Origin of the sequence: Streptomyces sp. RLB3-17 (assembly GCF_007113425.2) — a bacterium.
Lineage (GTDB): Bacteria > Actinomycetota > Actinomycetes > Streptomycetales > Streptomycetaceae > Streptomyces > Streptomyces mirabilis_D.
This window is the reverse complement of the sequence record NZ_CP041610.2, coordinates 4,991,685-5,007,909: the sequence shown is the minus strand read 5'-3', so window position 1 is coordinate 5,007,909 and position 16,225 is coordinate 4,991,685. Positions and strand designations below refer to the sequence as shown.

Sequence of the window (16,225 nt, the reverse complement as noted above, 5' to 3'; positions counted from 1 at the left end):
CCAGCGGTGAAGAAGACCTCGACCCGGCTCGCCGACGGTCGTGAGCTGATCTACTACGACTCACGCGACGACACGGTGCGCGACGCGGTGGACCGCCGCCCGCTGGAGCCCACCGTCACCAGCTCCCAGGTGCGCCGGGACCCGCTGCTCGGCGACTCGGTCGCGATCGCCTCGCACCGCCAGGGGCGCACCTACCACCCCCCGGCGAACGAGTGCCCCCTGTGCCCCTCGCAGGGCGACCGGCTGAGCGAGATCCCGGACTCCTCGTACGACGTCGTCGTCTTCGAGAATCGTTTCCCCTCGCTCGCCGGCGACTCCGGGCGCTGCGAGGTCGTCTGCTTCACCTCCGACCACGACGCGTCCTTCGCCGACCTCACCGAGGAGCAGGCGGGGCTCGTCCTGGAGGCGTGGACGGACCGCACGGCGGAGCTGTCCCACCTCTCCTCCGTCGAACAGGTCTTCTGTTTCGAGAACCGCGGCGAGGAGATCGGCGTCACCCTCGGCCATCCGCACGGGCAGATCTACGGCTATCCGTTCACCACCCCGCGTACGGCCCTGATGCTGCGCTCGCTGGCCGCGCACAAGGAGGCCACCGGCGGGCAGAACCTCTTCGACGACGTCGTCGCACGCGAACTCGCCGAGGGCGACCGGATCGTCCTGGAGACCGAGCGATGGGTCGCCTTCGTGCCGTACGCCGCGCACTGGCCCTACGAGGTCCACCTCTACCCCAAGCGGCGGGTGCCCGACCTGCTCGGGCTCGACGAAGAGGCGCGCACAGAGTTCCCCCAGGTCTATCTGGAACTCTTGAGGCGCTTCGACCGGATCTTCGATGGGTCGGGTGGTGGGAAAGAAGGGGAGGGGGAGCCTCCGACGCCGTACATCGCCGCCTGGCACCAGGCGCCGTTCGGCGCGCTGGCGGAGTTCGAGGGCGTGAACAGGGACGACTTCGCGCTTCACCTCGAGCTTTTCACCATTCGCCGCACTTCCGGCAAGCTGAAGTTCCTCGCGGGTTCCGAGTCCGGCATGAGCGTGTTCATCAACGACGTGCCGCCGGAAGCCGCGGCCCAGCGATTGCGAGAGGTAGCGAGTTCATGAGTGGGAAGTACCTGGTCACGGGTGGCGCGGGCTATGTCGGCAGCGTGGTCGCGCAGCATCTGATCGAGGCCGGTCACGAGGTGACGGTCCTCGACAACCTGTCGACGGGCTTCCGCGAGGGCGTCCCGGCGGGGGCCACCTTCATCGAGGGCGACATCCGCGACGCCGGTAAGTGGCTGGACTCCTCGTACGACGCCGTGCTGCACTTCGCCGCGTTCTCGCAGGTCGGCGAGTCCGTCGTGAAGCCCGAGAAGTACTGGGACAACAACGTCGGCGGCACCATGGCGCTGCTCGCGGCGATGCGCGAGGCGGGCGTGCGCAAGCTGGTCTTCTCCTCCACGGCCGCCACGTACGGCGAGCCGGAGCAGACCCCGATCGTCGAGTCCGCGCCGACGAGGCCCACCAGCCCCTACGGCGCCTCCAAGCTCGCCGTCGACCACATGATCACCGGCGAGGCGGCGGCCCACGGACTGGGCGCGGTGTCGCTGCGCTACTTCAACGTGGCCGGCGCCTACGGGGCGCAGGGCGAGCGCCACGACCCCGAGTCGCACCTCATCCCGCTCGTCCTCCAGGTCGCGCAGGGGCGGCGGGAGGCGATCTCCGTCTTCGGCGACGACTACCCGACGCCGGACGGCACCTGCGTCCGCGACTACATCCACGTGGCGGACCTGGCGGAGGCGCACCTGCTGTCCGTCGAGGCTGCCACCGCCGGTGAGCACCTCATCTGCAATCTCGGCAACGGCAACGGCTTCTCCGTCCGCGAGGTCATCGAGACCGTCCGCCAGGTCACGGGGCACCCGATCCCCGAGGTCATGGCCCCGCGCCGGGGCGGGGACCCGGCCGTGCTCGTCGCCTCGGCGGCGACCGCGCGCGAGCGGCTCGGCTGGAACCCGTCCCGCGCGGATCTCGCGGGGATCGTCGCGGACGCGTGGGCGTTCGCTCAGAACAAGGAGCGGTAGGTAATTCGGTGGGCGTTCGCGAGGGGTTCGAGGAGCTGTACGGGGCCGCACCGGAAGGCGTCTGGGCGGCGCCGGGGCGGGTCAACCTGATCGGCGAGTACACGGACTTCAACGAGGGGTTCGTGATGCCGCTCGCCCTGCCGCACACTGCGGTGGCGGCGGTGTCGCGGCGCACGGACGGGGTGCTGCGGCTGCACTCCGCCGACATCGAGGGCCCGGTCGTCGAACTGCATGTCGACGAGCTGGCGCCGCTGACCAACACCAGCTGGGCCGCCTACCCGGCGGGTGTGGTGTGGGCGCTGCGCGAGGCGGGGCACGCGGTGACGGGCGCGGACGTGCACCTCGCCTCGACCGTGCCGACGGGGGCGGGCCTGTCCTCCTCCGCCGCTCTGGAGGTCGTGACCGCGCTCGCTCTGAACGACCTGTACGAACTCGGCCTCACCGGGCCCGAACTGGCCCGGCTCGCCCAGCGCGCCGAGAACGACTTCGTCGGCGTGCCCTGCGGGATCATGGACCAGACGGCGTCCGCGTGCTGCACCGAGGGGCACGCCCTGCACCTCGACTGCCGCGATCTGTCCATCCGGCAGGTTCCCTTCGATCTGGCCTCCCAGGGGCTGGAGCTGCTGGTCGTCGACACGCGGGTGAAGCACGCGCTGGGCGACGGGGCGTACGCCGAGCGGCGCGAAGGGTGCGAGGAGGGCGCGCGGCAGCTCGGGGTCTCGCATCTGCGGGATGTCGCGTACGAGGAGCTCGACGCGGCGCTCGCGCGCCTGTCGGACGAGCGGGTACGCCGATACGTCCGCCACGTCGTCTCCGACGATCACCGGGTGGAACGGGTCATCGCGCTGCTGGACGCCGGGGAAGTCCGGGCCATCGGTCCGGTCCTCACGGACGGGCACGCCTCGCTCCGGGACGACCTGCGGATCTCCTGCGAGGAACTGGACCTGGTGGTCGCCACGGCCAACGCCGCGGGGGCGTTGGGTGCGCGGATGACCGGGGGCGGCTTCGGCGGCTCGGCGATCGTGCTGGTGGAGTCGGCGGATGTGGACACGGTGACGAAGGCGGTGACCGAGGCGTTCGGCTCCGCCGGTTATACGGCTCCTCGGGTCTTCCCGGCGGTGCCCTCGGCTGGCGCCCGGCGCTTGAGCTGACGCTTGGGTGCGTTCTTTGTCTGCGGGCCGTGGGGGCTGGGCGCGCCCACGCGGCGGAGCCGCATGATGTGACAGCCCCGCGCCCCTGAGAGCCTCGGGGTGACCGTTGCTTGAAGGCGAGGGGGTTCTGGTCAGGGCAAGCGTTTGGTCAGGGTGTATTCCGTGATTCCCGGGGGATAGTCGGGGATCACGCATACGACTTCGTAGCCGTGTTTCTTGTAGAACTCGGGGGCCTGGAAGTCCCAGGTCTCCAGGCGGGAGTTGCGGCAGCCGCGCTCCTCGTGGGCGAGGCGCTCGGCCTCGGCGAGGAGCCGGCCGCCGAGGCCCGCGCCGCGGTGGGGCGTGTCCACCCAGAGGTATGTCACGTGCAGCCACGTCGTCCAGGTGTGTCCGACGAGCCCGCCCGCGAGCGCCCCGTCGGCGGCCAAGGCCCAGACGTGGAGCGGAAGTTCCCGTTCGGCGGGGGTGCCGCGCAGAGCGCGGAGGATCGGGGACGCCTGTGTGTTCGTGTCGCGCAGTCGCCGGCGGAGCAGATCACGCCGGTCTTTGTCGTCTCCTGTCTCCATACGAAACATACGGCTCACCATAAACGCGTCGGCCAATCAGTTCTGCAAATTGCCTTCCGCTGCCCGCCCCCGGTCGTACCCTGTGAACAGCGCCGGTGGGGGCCGGTGCTGATCAGGGGGCGAGACAGTCGGGTACGACGCCCGAAGTGGGGGTAGCAGTTTCAGCACGGCGGCGGCCGTGCGGCTGCGGCACCCCGTTTTCCGAGTTCGAGCGGGCTCGGGATCATTTCGGGTGTCGTACCTGCGCCGGTCCGTCCCCCGACCAGTGGGGGTATCAGTGGTTCGCATCCGTGTCCTGGTCGTCGACGACCACCGCATCTTCGCCGAGTCGCTCGCCGCCGCCCTGGCCGCCGAGCCCGACGTCGACGTGTCCGCCGCCGGCAGCGGCCCGGCCGCGCTGCGCTGCCTGGAGCGGGCGTCCGCGGAGGGCCGCAGATTCGACGTGCTCCTCGTCGACGCCGACCTGGGCGGCAATCTGCCCGGCGCCCGTCCTGCCGTACCGGTCCAGGAGGGCAACGAGGACGGGCTCGTCGACGGCATCTCGCTGGTCGCGGGCGTCCGTTCGGGGCAGCCGAGCGTGCGCATCGTCGTCCTCGCCGAGAAGGACGATCCGCGCCGCGCCGCCCTCGCACTGCAGGCCGGCGCCTCGGGGTGGGTCGCCAAGGACTGTTCCCTGTCGCGGCTGCTGACCGTCATACGGGGTGTGCTGCGCGACGAGACGCATCTGCCGCCCGCCCTGCTCACCGGCGTCCTGCGGGAGTTGACCGCCGCGCGCAAGCACCGCACCGAGAGCGAGCGGCTGGTCGAGTCGCTCACGCCGCGGGAGCGGGAAGTGCTGCGGTGCATGGTCGCGGGGCTGGGGCGCAAGGCCGTCGCGGAGAGGTTGTTCCTCTCCCCGCACACCGTCCGGACCCATATGCAGAACGTGCTGGGGAAGTTGGGCGTCCACTCGACGCTCGCCGCGGTCGCCCTCGCCCGCCGGGCCGGGGTCGGGCCCGTCGACCTAGCCGGGGATGTTGTCGAACGGGGCGGTCAGCTGGCGTAGCAGGGACGCGAGTTCACCGAGCTGCGCCTTGCTGAGTTCGGCCAGGATCGCGCGCTCCTGGTCGAGGAGTCCGGCGAGCGCCTGGTCGGCGCGGTCGCGTCCCTCGTCCGTGAGGCGCACGAGTACGCCCCGGCGGTCGCTCGGGTCCGGGAGGCGCTCCACCAGGCCCTTCTTCGTCAGCCGGTCGATGCGGTTGGTCATCGTGCCGGAGGTGACGAGCGTCTGCGTGAGCAGCTGGCCGGGGGAGAGCTGGTACGGGGAGCCCGCGCGCCGCAGTGCGGTCAGCACGTCGAACTCCCAGGGCTCCAGGCTGTGCTCGGAGAACGCCAGCCGTCGGGCGCGGTCCAGGTGCCGGGCGAGCCTGCTCACCCGGCTGAGTACCTCGAGCGGTTCCACGTCGAGGTCAGGGCGCTCCCGGCGCCATGCTGCGACCAGCCGATCGACCTCGTCCTCCATGACGATCAGTGTAGTGGTTGTGTCGACATGAAGTCTCTTGATATCAAGTCTCTTGACGTCGAGATACATGTGAGGGGAAAGTAGCAGACATGACCACTCCCACCTGGGACCCCGCCCAGTACCTGCGCCACGCCGGCCACCGCGCCCGCCCGTTCATCGACCTCCTCGCCCGGGTCCCCGACCTCCCCGGCACCCCGCCCCGCATCGCCGACCTCGGCTGCGGCCCCGGCAACGTGACCGTCCTCCTCGCCGACCGCTGGCCCACCGCGCGCATCACCGGGTACGACAACTCCCCCGAGATGCTCGCCAGGACACAGCCGTACGCGGGCCCCACGGCCGGCGGCGGACGCCTCGACTTCGCCCACGCGGACGCGGCGACCTGGACGCCCACGGAGACGTACGACCTGATCGTGTCGAACGCGGCGCTGCACTGGGTGCCCGGGCATCTGGAGCGGTTCCGCGACTGGATCGCCGCACTGGCGCCCGGCGGCACCTTCGCCTTCCAGGTCCCCGACAACATCGACGCGCCCCTGCACGCCCTGATGCGCGAGCTCGCCGCCTCCGCCCGCTGGAAGGACCGCCTCGAAGACGTCCTGCGACACGAGGACTCCGTCCACGAACCGCTGGTCTACCTGGACCGACTGGCCCGCCTCGGCTGCGAGACGGACGTCTGGCAGACGACGTACGAGCAGATCCTGACCGGCGAGGATCCGGTACTGGACTGGGTGAAGGGCACAGGGCTGCGCCCGGTGCTGACGGCCCTCGCCGACGACCCGGAGGCCCGCGACGCCTTCGTCACCGAATACCGCGACCTGCTGCGCGACGCCTATCCCACCGCCCCGTACGGCACGGTGCTGCCCTTCCGCCGCCTGTTCGCCGTGGCGCACAAGGGAGCGTGAGCGGATGCTCGCCGCCGTCGACCACGTCCAGCTCGCGGCCCCGCCCGGCTCGGAGGACCGCCTGCGCGTGTACTACGTCGAGGTTCTCGGCATGACCGAGATCCCCAAACCGCCCGTCCTCGCCGCCCGCGGCGGCTGCTGGTTCCGGGCGGGGGCCGTGCAGCTGCACCTGGGGATCGAGAAGGACTTCCGGCCCGCGAAGAAGGCCCACCCCGGGCTGCGCGTCACCGGCATCGAGGAGTTCGCCGCCCGCCTGCGGGCCCACGAGGCCGAGGCCACCTGGGACGACAACCTCCCCGGCCACCGCCGCTTCTACTCCGAGGACCCCGTCGGCAACCGACTGGAGTTCCTGGAGCCACTCGGATCCGCGGAACCGTTCGGATCCTGGGAACAGCTCGGGTCCCTGGAGCCGTTCGGGTCCGTGGAGCAGCTCGGATCCATGGAACAGCCTGGATCCATGGAACAGCCCGGGTCCTAGGACTTGCGATGCCCGATCAAACGCGGCTTCGGCTCCAGACCGTCCAGGCCGTGCCAGGCCAGGTTCACCAGATGGGCCGCCACCTCCGCCTTGCGGGGCTTGCGGACGTCCAGCCACCACTGACCCGTCAGAGCGACCATGCCGACCAGGGCCTGGGCGTACAGGGGAGCCAGTTTCGGGTCGAAGCCGCGCAGCTTGAACTCACGGCCCAGGATGTCCTCCACCTGGGTGGCGATGTCCGAGATCAGCGACGCGAAGGAACCCGTCGACTGGGGAATGGGCGAGTCGCGGACCAGGATCCGGAAGCCGTCCGTGTACTCCTCGATGTAGTCCAGGAGGGCGAACGCGGCCTGCTCGCACAACTCGCGGGGGTGACCGGCGGTGAGGGAACCGGTCACCATGTCCAGCAGACGGCGCATCTCGCGGTCCACCACCACCGCGTACAGCCCCTCCTTGCCGCCGAAGTGCTCGTAGACCACCGGTTTGGAGACGCCGGCCTTCGCCGCGATCTCCTCCACCGACGTCCCCTCGAAGCCCTTCGCCGCGAACAGAGTGCGACCGATCTCCAGCAGCTGCTGACGGCGCTCCGCACCGGTCATGCGGGTGCGGCGCGCACGCCGCGGCTTTTCACTGCTGCTCGGGGTGCTGCTGGAGTCGGTCGCCACACCGTCAATCATGCCGCTTCAGCGGTTTCCGTCTTGCCCCGGGAGGCCGACCCGTCCGTGTTGCGCTTCGAATCGATACGCGAGCGTGACGGCCAGCGCACGTCGTACGCCCAGCCGAGCTGCTCGCACCAGCGGATGATCCGCGCCGAGGAGTCGACCTGGCCACGCTGTACGCCGTGCCGCGCCGAGGTCGGGTCGGCGTGGTGCAGGTTGTGCCAGGACTCACCGCAGGAGAGCACGGCCAGCCACCACACGTTGCCCGAGCGGTCCCGCGACTTGAAGGGCCGCTTGCCCACCGCGTGACAGATCGAGTTGATCGACCAGGTGACGTGGTGCAGCAGCGCCACGCGGACGAGCGAACCCCAGAAGAAGCCGGTGAACGCGCCCCACCAGGACATCGTCGCCAGACCACCGATCAGCGGGGGGAGAGCGAGGGACAGCATCGTCCAGTAGATGAACTGGCGCGAGATCGCGCGGATCGCCGGGTCCTTGACCAGGTCCGGCGCGTACTTCTCCTGCGGGGTCCGCTCCTGGTCGAACATCCAGCCGATGTGCGCCCACCACAGGCCCTTCATCAGAGCCGGCACCGTCTCCCCGTAGCGCCACGGCGAGTGGGGGTCACCCTCGGCGTCGGAGAACTTGTGGTGCTTGCGATGGTCGGCGACCCAACGGACCACAGGGCCCTCGACCGCCATCGAACCGGCGATCGCCAGCCCGATCCGCAGCGGGCGCTTCGCCTTGAAGGAGCCGTGCGTGAAATAGCGGTGGTAGCCGATCGTGACGCCGTGGCAACCCAGGTAGTAGAAGAAGACCAGCAGGCCGATGTCCAGCCAGCTCACCCCCCGGCCCCAGGCCAGCGGCACCGCTGCCACGAGGGCTACGAACGGAACAGCGATGAAGAGAAGCAGCGTGATCTGTTCGAGTGACCCCTTCCGCTCGCCACCCAGCGTGGCAGCGGGGAGCGAGGCGTCGTCGGGCGACCGCGGGGCGTCGTCGATCACGTCGGAACTCGTGGGCATGAGCATCCCCTGTGGGGTTCGAGGGCGGGGGAGGTGGCCGGTCACGGGATCTCAGAGTCCTCCTGCCAGCTGACGGGAGGCCCTACGCATCCGTAACTTACGGCGTCGTAAGTATGGCAGCGCGCAGCCTGGCGGCAAGAGCCCAACAGCCTGCGCGTCCGCATGGACACCTATCCTTGGATTCGGTCGGACAGCGCGGTCCGTTCTGTTTTCTTCCCGGATGCCACGTCCCTAAGCGGCACCCCGCCGCGCGACCACCATCCGGGTTCCCTCCCTGACGAGCTTCAGACGAGCTTCCACACTCTTCAGCCGAGCTTCCACACTGCAAGGAGCCGCACCTGTGAGCAGTGCCGACGACCAGACCACGACGACCAGCAGCGAGCTGCGCGCCGACATCCGCCGCCTGGGCGACCTGCTCGGTGAGACCCTCGTCCGTCAGGAGGGCCCCGAGCTCCTGGAACTGGTCGAGAAGGTCCGCCGCCTGACCCGCGAGGACGGCGAGGCAGCCGCCGAGCTGCTGCGCGGCACCGAACTGGAGACCGCGGCCAAGCTGGTCCGCGCCTTCTCCACGTACTTCCATCTGGCGAACGTCACCGAGCAGGTGCACCGCGGCCGCGAGCTGCGCGCCAAGCGGGCCGCCGAGGGCGGACTCCTCGCCCGCACGGCGGACCGGCTCAAGGACGCCGACCCCGAACACCTGAAGCAGACCGTCAAGAACCTGAACGTCCGCCCGGTCTTCACCGCCCACCCGACGGAAGCCGCCCGCCGTTCGGTCCTCAACAAGCTGCGCCGTATCGCCGCGCTCCTCGAGACCCCCGTCATCGAGGCCGACCGCCGCCGCTACGACACCCGGCTGGCCGAGAACATCGACCTGGTGTGGCAGACGGACGAGCTGCGCGTGGTCCGCCCGGAGCCCGCGGACGAGGCCCGCAACGCCATCTACTACCTGGACGAGCTGCACGCCGGCGCGGTGGGCGACGTCCTGGAGGACCTCACCGCGGAGCTGGAACGCGTCGGTGTGCGACTCCCGGACGACACCCGGCCGCTCACCTTCGGCACCTGGATCGGCGGCGACCGCGACGGCAACCCGAACGTCACCCCGGCCGTCACCTGGGACGTCCTGATCCTCCAGCACGAACACGGCATCAACGACGCCCTGGACGTCATCGACGAACTCCGCGGCTTCCTCTCCAACTCCATCCGCTACACCGGCGCCACCGAGGAACTCCTCGAATCCCTCCAGAGCGACCTGGAGCGCCTCCCCGAGATCAGCCCCCGCTACAAGCGCCTCAACGCCGAGGAGCCCTACCGGCTCAAGGCCACCTGCATCCGGCAGAAGCTGGAGAACACCAAGCAGCGCCTCGCCACGGGCACCCCGCACGACGAGGGCCGCGACTACCTCGGCACTGGCGAACTCCTGCGCGACCTCACCCTCATCCAGACCTCGCTGCGCGAGCACCGCGGCGCCCTGTTCGCCGACGGCCGGATGAACCGCACCATCCGCACCCTGGCCGCCTTCGGCCTCCAGCTCGCCACCATGGACGTACGCGAGCACGCCGACGCCCACCACCACGCCCTCGGCCAGCTGTTCGACCGCCTCGGCGAGGAATCCTGGCGCTACGTCGACATGCCCCGCGACTACCGCGCCAAGCTCCTCGCCAAGGAACTCCGCTCCCGTCGCCCGCTCGCCCCGACCCCCGCGCCCCTCGACGCCGCCGGTGAGAAGACCCTCGGAGTCTTCGGGACGGTCAAGAAGGCTCTGGAGATCTTCGGACCCGAGGTCATCGAGTCGTACATCATCTCGATGTGCCAGGGCGCCGACGACGTGTTCGCCGCGGCCGTACTCGCGCGGGAGGCCGGCCTGCTCGACCTGCACGCCGGCTGGGCCAAGATCGGCATCGTCCCGCTCCTGGAGACGACGGACGAGCTGAAGGCCGCCGACACGATCCTCGAGGACATGCTCTCCGACCCCTCCTACCGCCGCCTCGTGGCGCTGCGCGGGGACGTCCAGGAGGTCATGCTCGGCTACTCCGACTCCTCGAAGTTCGGCGGCATCACGACCAGCCAGTGGGAGATCCACCGCGCCCAGCGCCGCCTGCGCGACGTCGCCCACCGCTACGGCGTACGCCTGCGTCTCTTCCACGGCCGCGGCGGCACCGTCGGCCGCGGCGGCGGCCCCTCCCACGACGCGATCCTCGCGCAGCCCTGGGGCACGCTGGAGGGCGAGATCAAGGTGACCGAGCAGGGCGAGGTCATCTCCGACAAGTACCTCGTGCCCTCGCTCGCCCGCGAGAACCTGGAACTCACCGTCGCAGCCACCCTCCAGGCCTCCGCCCTGCACACCGCCCCCCGCCAGTCCGACGAGGCGCTGGCCCGCTGGGACGCGGCCATGGACGTCGTCTCCGACGCCGCCCACAACGCCTACCGACGACTCGTCGAGGACCCGGACCTCCCGGCGTACTTCTTCGCCGCCACCCCCGTCGACCAGCTCGCCGACCTGCACCTCGGCTCGCGGCCCTCCCGCCGCCCCGACAGCGGCGCCGGCCTCGACGGACTGAGGGCCATCCCCTGGGTCTTCGGCTGGACCCAGTCACGGCAGATCGTGCCCGGCTGGTTCGGCGTCGGCTCCGGCCTCAAGGCCCTGCGCGAGGCAGGCCTGCGGCAGGAAGGAGACACCGTGCTCGACGAGATGCACGAGCAGTGGCACTTCTTCCAGAACTTCCTCTCCAACGTCGAGATGACCCTCGCGAAGACCGACCTGCGGATCGCCCGCCACTACGTCGACACCCTCGTCCCCGACGACCTCAAGCACGTCTTCGCCACCATCGAGGCCGAACACGAGCTGACCGTCCGCGAGGTACTGCGCGTCACCGGCGGCAAGGAGCTCCTGGACACCAACCCGGTCCTCCAGCAGACCTTCTCCATCCGCGACGCCTACCTGGACCCGATCTCCTACCTCCAGGTCGCGCTCCTCAAGCGCCAGCGCGACGAGGCCGCGGCCGGCGCCGAGCCGGACCCGCTGCTCTCACGCGCGCTGCTCCTGACGGTCAACGGAGTGGCGGCCGGACTGCGCAACACCGGCTGATCCCACAACAGCGACTGACGGGTGCCCCCACGTTCCTACGAACGCGGGGGCACCCGTCATTTCAAGACCAGGTCACAGAAGCAGGAACGTGGCCGTCAGCTGCGCGATCCCCGCCCCCGCCAGCACCCACGCCGCCCGCCGCAGTCGCAGGCCACCCGCCACCACCACCGAGGCGAGCAACAGAGCGCCACCCAACGGGACCCAGGCGTAGAGAACGCCCGCCGGACCACTACGGACGACATCGCTGCTGCCGGGTTTCACGGTCACCGTGTACGTCCGGCCCTTGCGCACCGCGACAGCCTCGTCGATGGTGACGCGCGCCCGCGCCTGCGACCCCGTCGAGGTCGGCGCGTACGTCCCCGTACAGACATGGCCGGAGCACTCGGTCACGGTCATCGTCCCCTGCTCCCTGCCCTTGCTCAGCATCACGTGCTGAGCCGTGCCCCAGGAACCCCAGACGCCCGCGATCAGGATCAGCGCCGCGACCGTACCCATCGCCGCGAGCCGCCCGAACCGCAGCGCCGGATGTGCGCTCCGACGGGAGCCTCGATGTGCGGCGACGGCAGGCATGGCGGCGATCCTTGGCCATGGCTGCGCGCCCGGTCAACTCCGGTCGGTTCTGGCGGGCGACAAGTCGGCAGTTGTACGTGTACATCGACCGCCCCGAAGATCAACCGGGGCACCGCCCCGGAGAACCGCTCAGGAGTTGTACGTGCCCTGCGCCCGCTCCAGCCCCTCGATGACGAGGCACTCCACGGCGTCCGAGGCCCGGTCCACGAAGTAGCCGAGTTCCTTGCGCTCCGCCGAGGAGAAGTCCTTCAGGACGAAGTCGGCGACCTGCATCCGCCCCGGAGGCCGCCCGATGCCGAACCGCACCCGGTGGTAGTCGGAGCCCATCGCCTTCGTCATCGACTTCAGCCCGTTGTGGCCGTTGTCGCCACCGCCGAGCTTCAGGCGCAGGACGCCGTAGTCGATGTCCAGCTCGTCATGGATCGCGACGATGTTCGCCGTCGGCACCTTGTAGAAGTCCCGCAGCGCCGTCACCGGGCCGCCGGACAGGTTCATGTACGACATCGGCTTGGCCAGGATCACCCGGCGGTTCGCCGGGCCCGGCGGGCCGATGCGCCCCTCGATGACCTGCGCCTGTGCCTTGCCGGCCCGCTTGAACCTGCCGCCGATCCGCTCCGCCAGCAGGTCGGCGACCATGAAGCCCACGTTGTGCCGGTTCATGGCGTACTCGGGGCCCGGGTTGCCGAGGCCCACGATCAGCCAGGGGGCGCCCGCATCGGTCGTCACGTCGGTGTCTCCCATGTGTCCTTGATACGCGGCAGCCGCCGCTCCTGAGGGGAGCGGCGGCTGACACAGATGAAGATTCCGGGGGAATCAGGCCGATCAGGCTTCGGCGGCCTCGGTGCCCGCGGCCTCGCCCTCGGAGGGCTCCTCCGCCTGGGCGGACAGGACCTGCAGGACGACCGCGTCCTCGTCGATCGCCAGCGTGGTGCCCTTGGGCAGCGGGATGTCCTTGGCGTGGATGGAGGCACCGGCCTCCAGGCCCGCGATGGAGACGGTGACCGACTCCGGGATGTGGGTGGCCTCGGCCTCGACCGTGAGGGTGTTCAGCACGTGCTCGAGCAGGAAGCTGCCCGGGGCGAGCTCGCCCTCGGTCTGCACGAAGACCTCGACGGTGACCTTCTCGCCGCGCTTCACGAGGAGCAGGTCGACGTGCTCGAGGAAGCCCTTGATGGCGTCGCGCTGCACGGCCTTCGGGATCGCCAGCTGGGTCTTGCCCTCGATGTCCAGGGAGAGCAGGACGTTCGGGGTACGCAGGGCGAGCAGCAGCTCGTGGCCCGGCAGCGTGATGTGGACGGGCTCGGCACCGTGGCCGTAGACCACGGCGGGAACCTTGCTGTCACGGCGGATGCGGCGGGCGGCGCCCTTGCCGAACTCGGTGCGGGTCTCGGCGGCGAGCTTGACCTCGGACATGTGCACTCCTCGTAGAAATCTGGGGAAGGTGGTCACCCGGCCAAACAATCGGCCTGCTACGAAGAGCGCGTCGATAACGGACCGCCGCACAAAAAAGTGCGGCCTCCCTCGCCGAGCAACTTGGGCAGTCTACTCGGCAGGGAGGCCACACCCAAAAGGATCTTTAGTGCTCCTCGAACAGGCTCGTCACCGAGCCGTCCTCGAAGACCTCACGGACCGCGTTGGCGATCGTCGGCGCGATCGACAGGACCGTGATCTTGTCGAGCTCCAGCTCGCCCGGGGTCGGCAGGGTGTCCGTGAAGATGAACTCGCTGACCTTGGAGTTCTTCAGACGGTCGGCCGCCGGGCCGGAGAGCACACCGTGCGTGGCCGTGACGATGACGTCCTCCGCGCCGTGCGCGAAGAGGGCGTCGGCGGCGGCGCAGATCGTGCCACCGGTGTCGATCATGTCGTCGACGAGGACACAGACGCGGCCCTTCACGTCACCCACGACCTCGTGGACGGTGACCTGGTTGGCGACGTCCTTGTCGCGGCGCTTGTGCACGATCGCCAGCGGCGCGTCCAGACGGTCGCACCAGCGGTCGGCGACGCGCACCCGGCCGGCGTCCGGGGAGACGACGGTGAGCTTCGACTTGTCGACCTTCGCCCCCACGTAGTCCGCCAGGATCGGCAGCGCGAAGAGGTGGTCGACCGGGCCGTCGAAGAAGCCCTGGATCTGGTCGGTGTGCAGGTCGACCGTGAGGATCCGGTCGGCGCCCGCCGTCTTCATCAGATCGGCGATCAGACGCGCCGAGATCGGTTCACGTCCACGGTGCTTCTTGTCCTGCCGCGCGTAACCGTAGAAGGGCACGATCACGGTGATGCTCCGAGCGGAGGCCCGCTTCAGAGCGTCGATCATGATCAACTGCTCCATGATCCACTTGTTGATGGGAGCCGTGTGGCTCTGCATCAGGAAGCAGTCGGCGCCGCGCGCGGACTCCTGGTAGCGGACGTAGATCTCACCGTTGGCGAAGTCGAAGGCCTTCGTCGGGACAACCCCGACACCCAGCTTATGGGCGACCTCCTCGGCAAGCTCGGGGTGGGCGCGGCCGGAGAAGAACATCATCTTCTTCTCGCCGGTCGTCTTGAACCCGGTCACAGCACTGTCTCCTCAGAGGTGTCTCAGCTGGGGCGTGAGAAGCCTTCTCAACCGGAGTGCGAGAAGCCTTCTCAGCTGGGGGTACGGGTGCGCATTTATGCGAGGTGTGCACTTATCACGGTACGCCGTGTCAGAGGCACCTGTTTCCGGTCAGGCCTCGCCCTCCGGCTCCCGGGAGGCCGCCTCCGCCGCCTTCGCGGCCGCGCTTCCGGGACGCTTGCGGGCCACCCAACCCTCGATATTCCGCTGCTGGCCACGGGCCACGGCCAACGAACCGGGGGGTACGTCCTTGGTGATCACGGAGCCCGCCGCGGTGTAAGCGCCGTCCCCGACCGTGACAGGAGCCACAAACATGTTGTCCGAACCGGTACGGCAGTGGGAGCCCACGGTGGTGTGGTGCTTCTCCTGCCCGTCGTAGTTCACGAAGACGCTCGCCGCACCGATGTTCGAGTACTCGCCGATCGTCGCGTCGCCCACGTAGGACAGGTGCGGGATCTTGGTGCCCTCGCCGATCGTGGCGTTCTTCGTCTCCACGTACGTGCCGATCTTGGCCTTCAGACCGAGGCGCGTGCCCGGACGCAGGTACGCGAACGGACCCACGCTCGCCCGCGGCCCGACCTCGGCGCTGTCGGCGACGGTGTTGTCGACGCGGGCCCCCGCGCCCACCGTGGTGTCCTTGAGGCGGGAGTTGGGGCCGACCTCGGCGCCCTCGGCGAGGTGTGTGGCGCCCTGGAGCTGGGTGCCCGGGTGGACGATCGCGTCCTGCTCGAAGGTGACGGTCACGTCGATCCAGGTCGAGGCGGGGTCGACGACGGTCACTCCGGCGAGCATGGCCTCGGTGAGCAGGCGGTCGTTGAGGATGCGGCGGGCCTCGGCGAGCTGGACGCGGTTGTTGATACCGGCGATCTCGCGGTGGTCGCCGGCGACGGCCGCCCCGACCCGGTGCCCGGCCTCGCGCAGGATCCCGAGGACGTCGGTCAGGTACTCCTCACCCTGGCTGTTGTCCGTCCGCACCTTCCCGAGCGCGTCCGCGAGGAGCTGCCCGTCGAAGGCGAAGACCCCGGAGTTGATCTCACGGATCGCGCGCTGCGACTCGTTCGCGTCCTTGTGCTCGACGATCGCGGTGACCGCGCCGCTGGCGCCGTCCCGCACGATGCGGCCGTAGCCGGTGGCGTCGGGGACCTCGGCGGTGAGCACCGTGACGGCGTTGCCGTCGGAGGTGTGGGTGGCGGCGAGCTGCCGCAGGGTCTCGCCGCTGAGCAGCGGGGTGTCGCCGCAGACCACGACGACCGTGCCGTCGACGACGCCGCCCAGCTCTTCCAGGCCCATCCGTACGGCGTGGCCGGTGCCGTTCTGTTCGGCCTGTACGGCCGTCCGTACGCCGGGGTCGATCTCGGCGAGGTGCGCGGTGACCTTCTCGCGGGCGTGACCCACCACGACGACCAGGTTCTCGGGCTCCAACGCGCGCGCGGCCGCGAGCACATGGCCGACCAGGGAGCGGCCGCACAGTTCGTGCAGGACCTTGGGTGTGGCCGACTTCATACGGGTGCCCTCACCCGCTGCGAGAACGACGACGGCTGCCGGAGGATTGACGCTCACTGATATGCCCTTCGGCTTCGGATGGCTGGGGTGTGGACATCCGCAGGATACCGGGGCGTATCAGCAGTGACATGAGAGCGGGCCCTG

Annotated in this window: 16 protein-coding genes; 7 read left to right on the top strand and 9 right to left on the bottom strand. The window is 69.8% G+C overall.

Features of this window, described 5'->3' with window-relative positions; all coding sequences use genetic code 11:
- Window positions 1-6 precede the first annotated feature (6 nt).
- Genes galT through galK form a run of 3 tightly spaced genes read left to right on the top strand, consistent with a single transcriptional unit; the run spans window position 7 to window position 3,205 of the window.
- The gene (gene galT / locus FNV62_RS22710) at window positions 7-1,095 is read left to right on the top strand and encodes a galactose-1-phosphate uridylyltransferase (RefSeq protein ID WP_097285052.1); all 1,089 of its coding nucleotides are present in this window, start codon (window positions 7-9) and stop codon (window positions 1,093-1,095) included.
- Window positions 1,092-2,054: a UDP-glucose 4-epimerase GalE gene (galE, locus tag FNV62_RS22705; protein ID WP_144315587.1), complete on the top strand. Its 963-nt coding sequence runs from the start codon at window positions 1,092-1,094 to the stop codon at window positions 2,052-2,054. The genes galT and galE overlap by 4 nt, the downstream gene beginning before the upstream one ends.
- An 8-nt stretch (window positions 2,055-2,062) precedes the next feature.
- A complete protein-coding gene (gene galK / locus FNV62_RS22700; protein WP_097285050.1) occupies window positions 2,063-3,205 on the top strand; it encodes a galactokinase in 1,143 nt (380 codons plus the stop codon).
- A 131-nt stretch (window positions 3,206-3,336) separates the two neighbouring features.
- On the opposite strand, the gene FNV62_RS22695 is transcribed toward galK, so the two are convergent.
- Complete coding sequence (locus FNV62_RS22695) at window positions 3,337-3,792, bottom strand: GNAT family N-acetyltransferase (RefSeq protein WP_179858538.1); 456 nt, start codon at window positions 3,790-3,792, stop codon at window positions 3,337-3,339.
- Between the two features lie 256 nt (window positions 3,793-4,048).
- Here FNV62_RS22695 and FNV62_RS22690 point away from each other — a divergent pair, with 256 nt between their 5' ends.
- Window positions 4,049-4,816 (top strand): LuxR C-terminal-related transcriptional regulator, encoded by a 768-nt coding sequence (locus FNV62_RS22690; RefSeq protein WP_054233027.1) that lies wholly within the window; start codon window positions 4,049-4,051, stop codon window positions 4,814-4,816.
- On the opposite strand, the gene FNV62_RS22685 is transcribed toward FNV62_RS22690, so the two are convergent.
- Window positions 4,775-5,272: a MarR family winged helix-turn-helix transcriptional regulator gene (locus tag FNV62_RS22685; protein ID WP_144315586.1), complete on the bottom strand. Its 498-nt coding sequence runs from the start codon at window positions 5,270-5,272 to the stop codon at window positions 4,775-4,777. The two genes, FNV62_RS22690 and FNV62_RS22685, sit on opposite strands and share 42 nt — an antisense overlap.
- 89 nt (window positions 5,273-5,361) lie before the next feature.
- On the opposite strand from FNV62_RS22685, the gene FNV62_RS22680 reads away from it, so the two are divergent.
- Window positions 5,362-6,171, top strand: a complete 810-nt coding sequence (locus FNV62_RS22680; protein WP_097285048.1) for a trans-aconitate 2-methyltransferase — start codon at window positions 5,362-5,364, stop codon at window positions 6,169-6,171.
- A 4-nt stretch (window positions 6,172-6,175) separates the two neighbouring features.
- On the top strand, window positions 6,176-6,649 hold the full coding sequence (locus FNV62_RS22675) for a glyoxalase (protein ID WP_225900333.1): 474 nt from the start codon (window positions 6,176-6,178) through the stop codon (window positions 6,647-6,649).
- On the opposite strand, the gene FNV62_RS22670 is transcribed toward FNV62_RS22675, so the two are convergent.
- Together FNV62_RS22670 and FNV62_RS22665 are read right to left on the bottom strand one after the other, a co-directional pair.
- Window positions 6,646-7,326, bottom strand: a complete 681-nt coding sequence (locus tag FNV62_RS22670) for a TetR/AcrR family transcriptional regulator (protein WP_054233024.1) — start codon at window positions 7,324-7,326, stop codon at window positions 6,646-6,648. The two genes, FNV62_RS22675 and FNV62_RS22670, sit on opposite strands and share 4 nt — an antisense overlap.
- Entirely contained in the window at window positions 7,323-8,333 is a 1,011-nt protein-coding gene (locus FNV62_RS22665; RefSeq protein ID WP_054233148.1) for an acyl-CoA desaturase, read from the bottom strand. Before FNV62_RS22665 ends, FNV62_RS22670 begins: the two co-directional genes overlap by 4 nt.
- A gap of 340 nt (window positions 8,334-8,673) precedes the next feature.
- Between FNV62_RS22665 and ppc the strand changes: the two genes are divergently transcribed.
- Window positions 8,674-11,418, top strand: a complete 2,745-nt coding sequence (ppc, locus tag FNV62_RS22660; protein ID WP_060901804.1) for a phosphoenolpyruvate carboxylase — start codon at window positions 8,674-8,676, stop codon at window positions 11,416-11,418.
- 72 nt (window positions 11,419-11,490) lie between these two features.
- Here ppc and FNV62_RS22655 read toward each other — a convergent pair whose 3' ends face one another.
- The 5 genes from FNV62_RS22655 to glmU all read right to left on the bottom strand — a co-directional run bounded on the left by FNV62_RS22655 (window position 11,491) and on the right by glmU (window position 16,138).
- Complete coding sequence (locus FNV62_RS22655) at window positions 11,491-11,988, bottom strand: hypothetical protein (protein WP_097285047.1); 498 nt, start codon at window positions 11,986-11,988, stop codon at window positions 11,491-11,493.
- Window positions 11,989-12,117: 129 nt separating this feature from the next.
- Entirely contained in the window at window positions 12,118-12,729 is a 612-nt protein-coding gene (gene pth, locus FNV62_RS22650) for an aminoacyl-tRNA hydrolase (RefSeq protein ID WP_060901806.1), read from the bottom strand.
- 81 nt (window positions 12,730-12,810) lie between these two features.
- Entirely contained in the window at window positions 12,811-13,401 is a 591-nt protein-coding gene (locus tag FNV62_RS22645; RefSeq protein ID WP_143601892.1) for a 50S ribosomal protein L25/general stress protein Ctc, read from the bottom strand.
- A 163-nt stretch (window positions 13,402-13,564) separates the two neighbouring features.
- Entirely contained in the window at window positions 13,565-14,539 is a 975-nt protein-coding gene (locus FNV62_RS22640; RefSeq protein WP_097285045.1) for a ribose-phosphate diphosphokinase, read from the bottom strand.
- A 150-nt stretch (window positions 14,540-14,689) separates the two neighbouring features.
- The gene (glmU, locus tag FNV62_RS22635; RefSeq protein WP_079090348.1) at window positions 14,690-16,138 is read right to left on the bottom strand and encodes a bifunctional UDP-N-acetylglucosamine diphosphorylase/glucosamine-1-phosphate N-acetyltransferase GlmU; all 1,449 of its coding nucleotides are present in this window, start codon (window positions 16,136-16,138) and stop codon (window positions 14,690-14,692) included.
- Window positions 16,139-16,225: the final 87 nt, after the last annotated feature.

Bases quoted from the DNA above. Each gene is read 5' to 3' on its own strand.
- FNV62_RS22655 (WP_097285047.1), bottom strand. From the start codon at position 11,988: ATGCCTGCCGTCGCCGCACATCGAGGCTCCCGTCGGAGCGCACATCCG.
- galE (WP_144315587.1), top strand. From the start codon at position 1,092: ATGAGTGGGAAGTACCTGGTCACGGGTGGCGCGGGCTATGTCGGCAGC.
- FNV62_RS22680 (WP_097285048.1), top strand. From the start codon at position 5,362: ATGACCACTCCCACCTGGGACCCCGCCCAGTACCTGCGCCACGCCGGC.
- FNV62_RS22645 (WP_143601892.1), bottom strand. From the start codon at position 13,401: ATGTCCGAGGTCAAGCTCGCCGCCGAGACCCGCACCGAGTTCGGCAAG.
- pth (WP_060901806.1), bottom strand. From the start codon at position 12,729: ATGGGAGACACCGACGTGACGACCGATGCGGGCGCCCCCTGGCTGATC.
- FNV62_RS22670 (WP_054233024.1), bottom strand. From the start codon at position 7,326: ATGATTGACGGTGTGGCGACCGACTCCAGCAGCACCCCGAGCAGCAGT.
- FNV62_RS22695 (WP_179858538.1), bottom strand. From the start codon at position 3,792: ATGGTGAGCCGTATGTTTCGTATGGAGACAGGAGACGACAAAGACCGG.
- FNV62_RS22675 (WP_225900333.1), top strand. From the start codon at position 6,176: ATGCTCGCCGCCGTCGACCACGTCCAGCTCGCGGCCCCGCCCGGCTCG.
- FNV62_RS22665 (WP_054233148.1), bottom strand. From the start codon at position 8,333: ATGCCCACGAGTTCCGACGTGATCGACGACGCCCCGCGGTCGCCCGAC.
- FNV62_RS22685 (WP_144315586.1), bottom strand. From the start codon at position 5,272: ATGGAGGACGAGGTCGATCGGCTGGTCGCAGCATGGCGCCGGGAGCGC.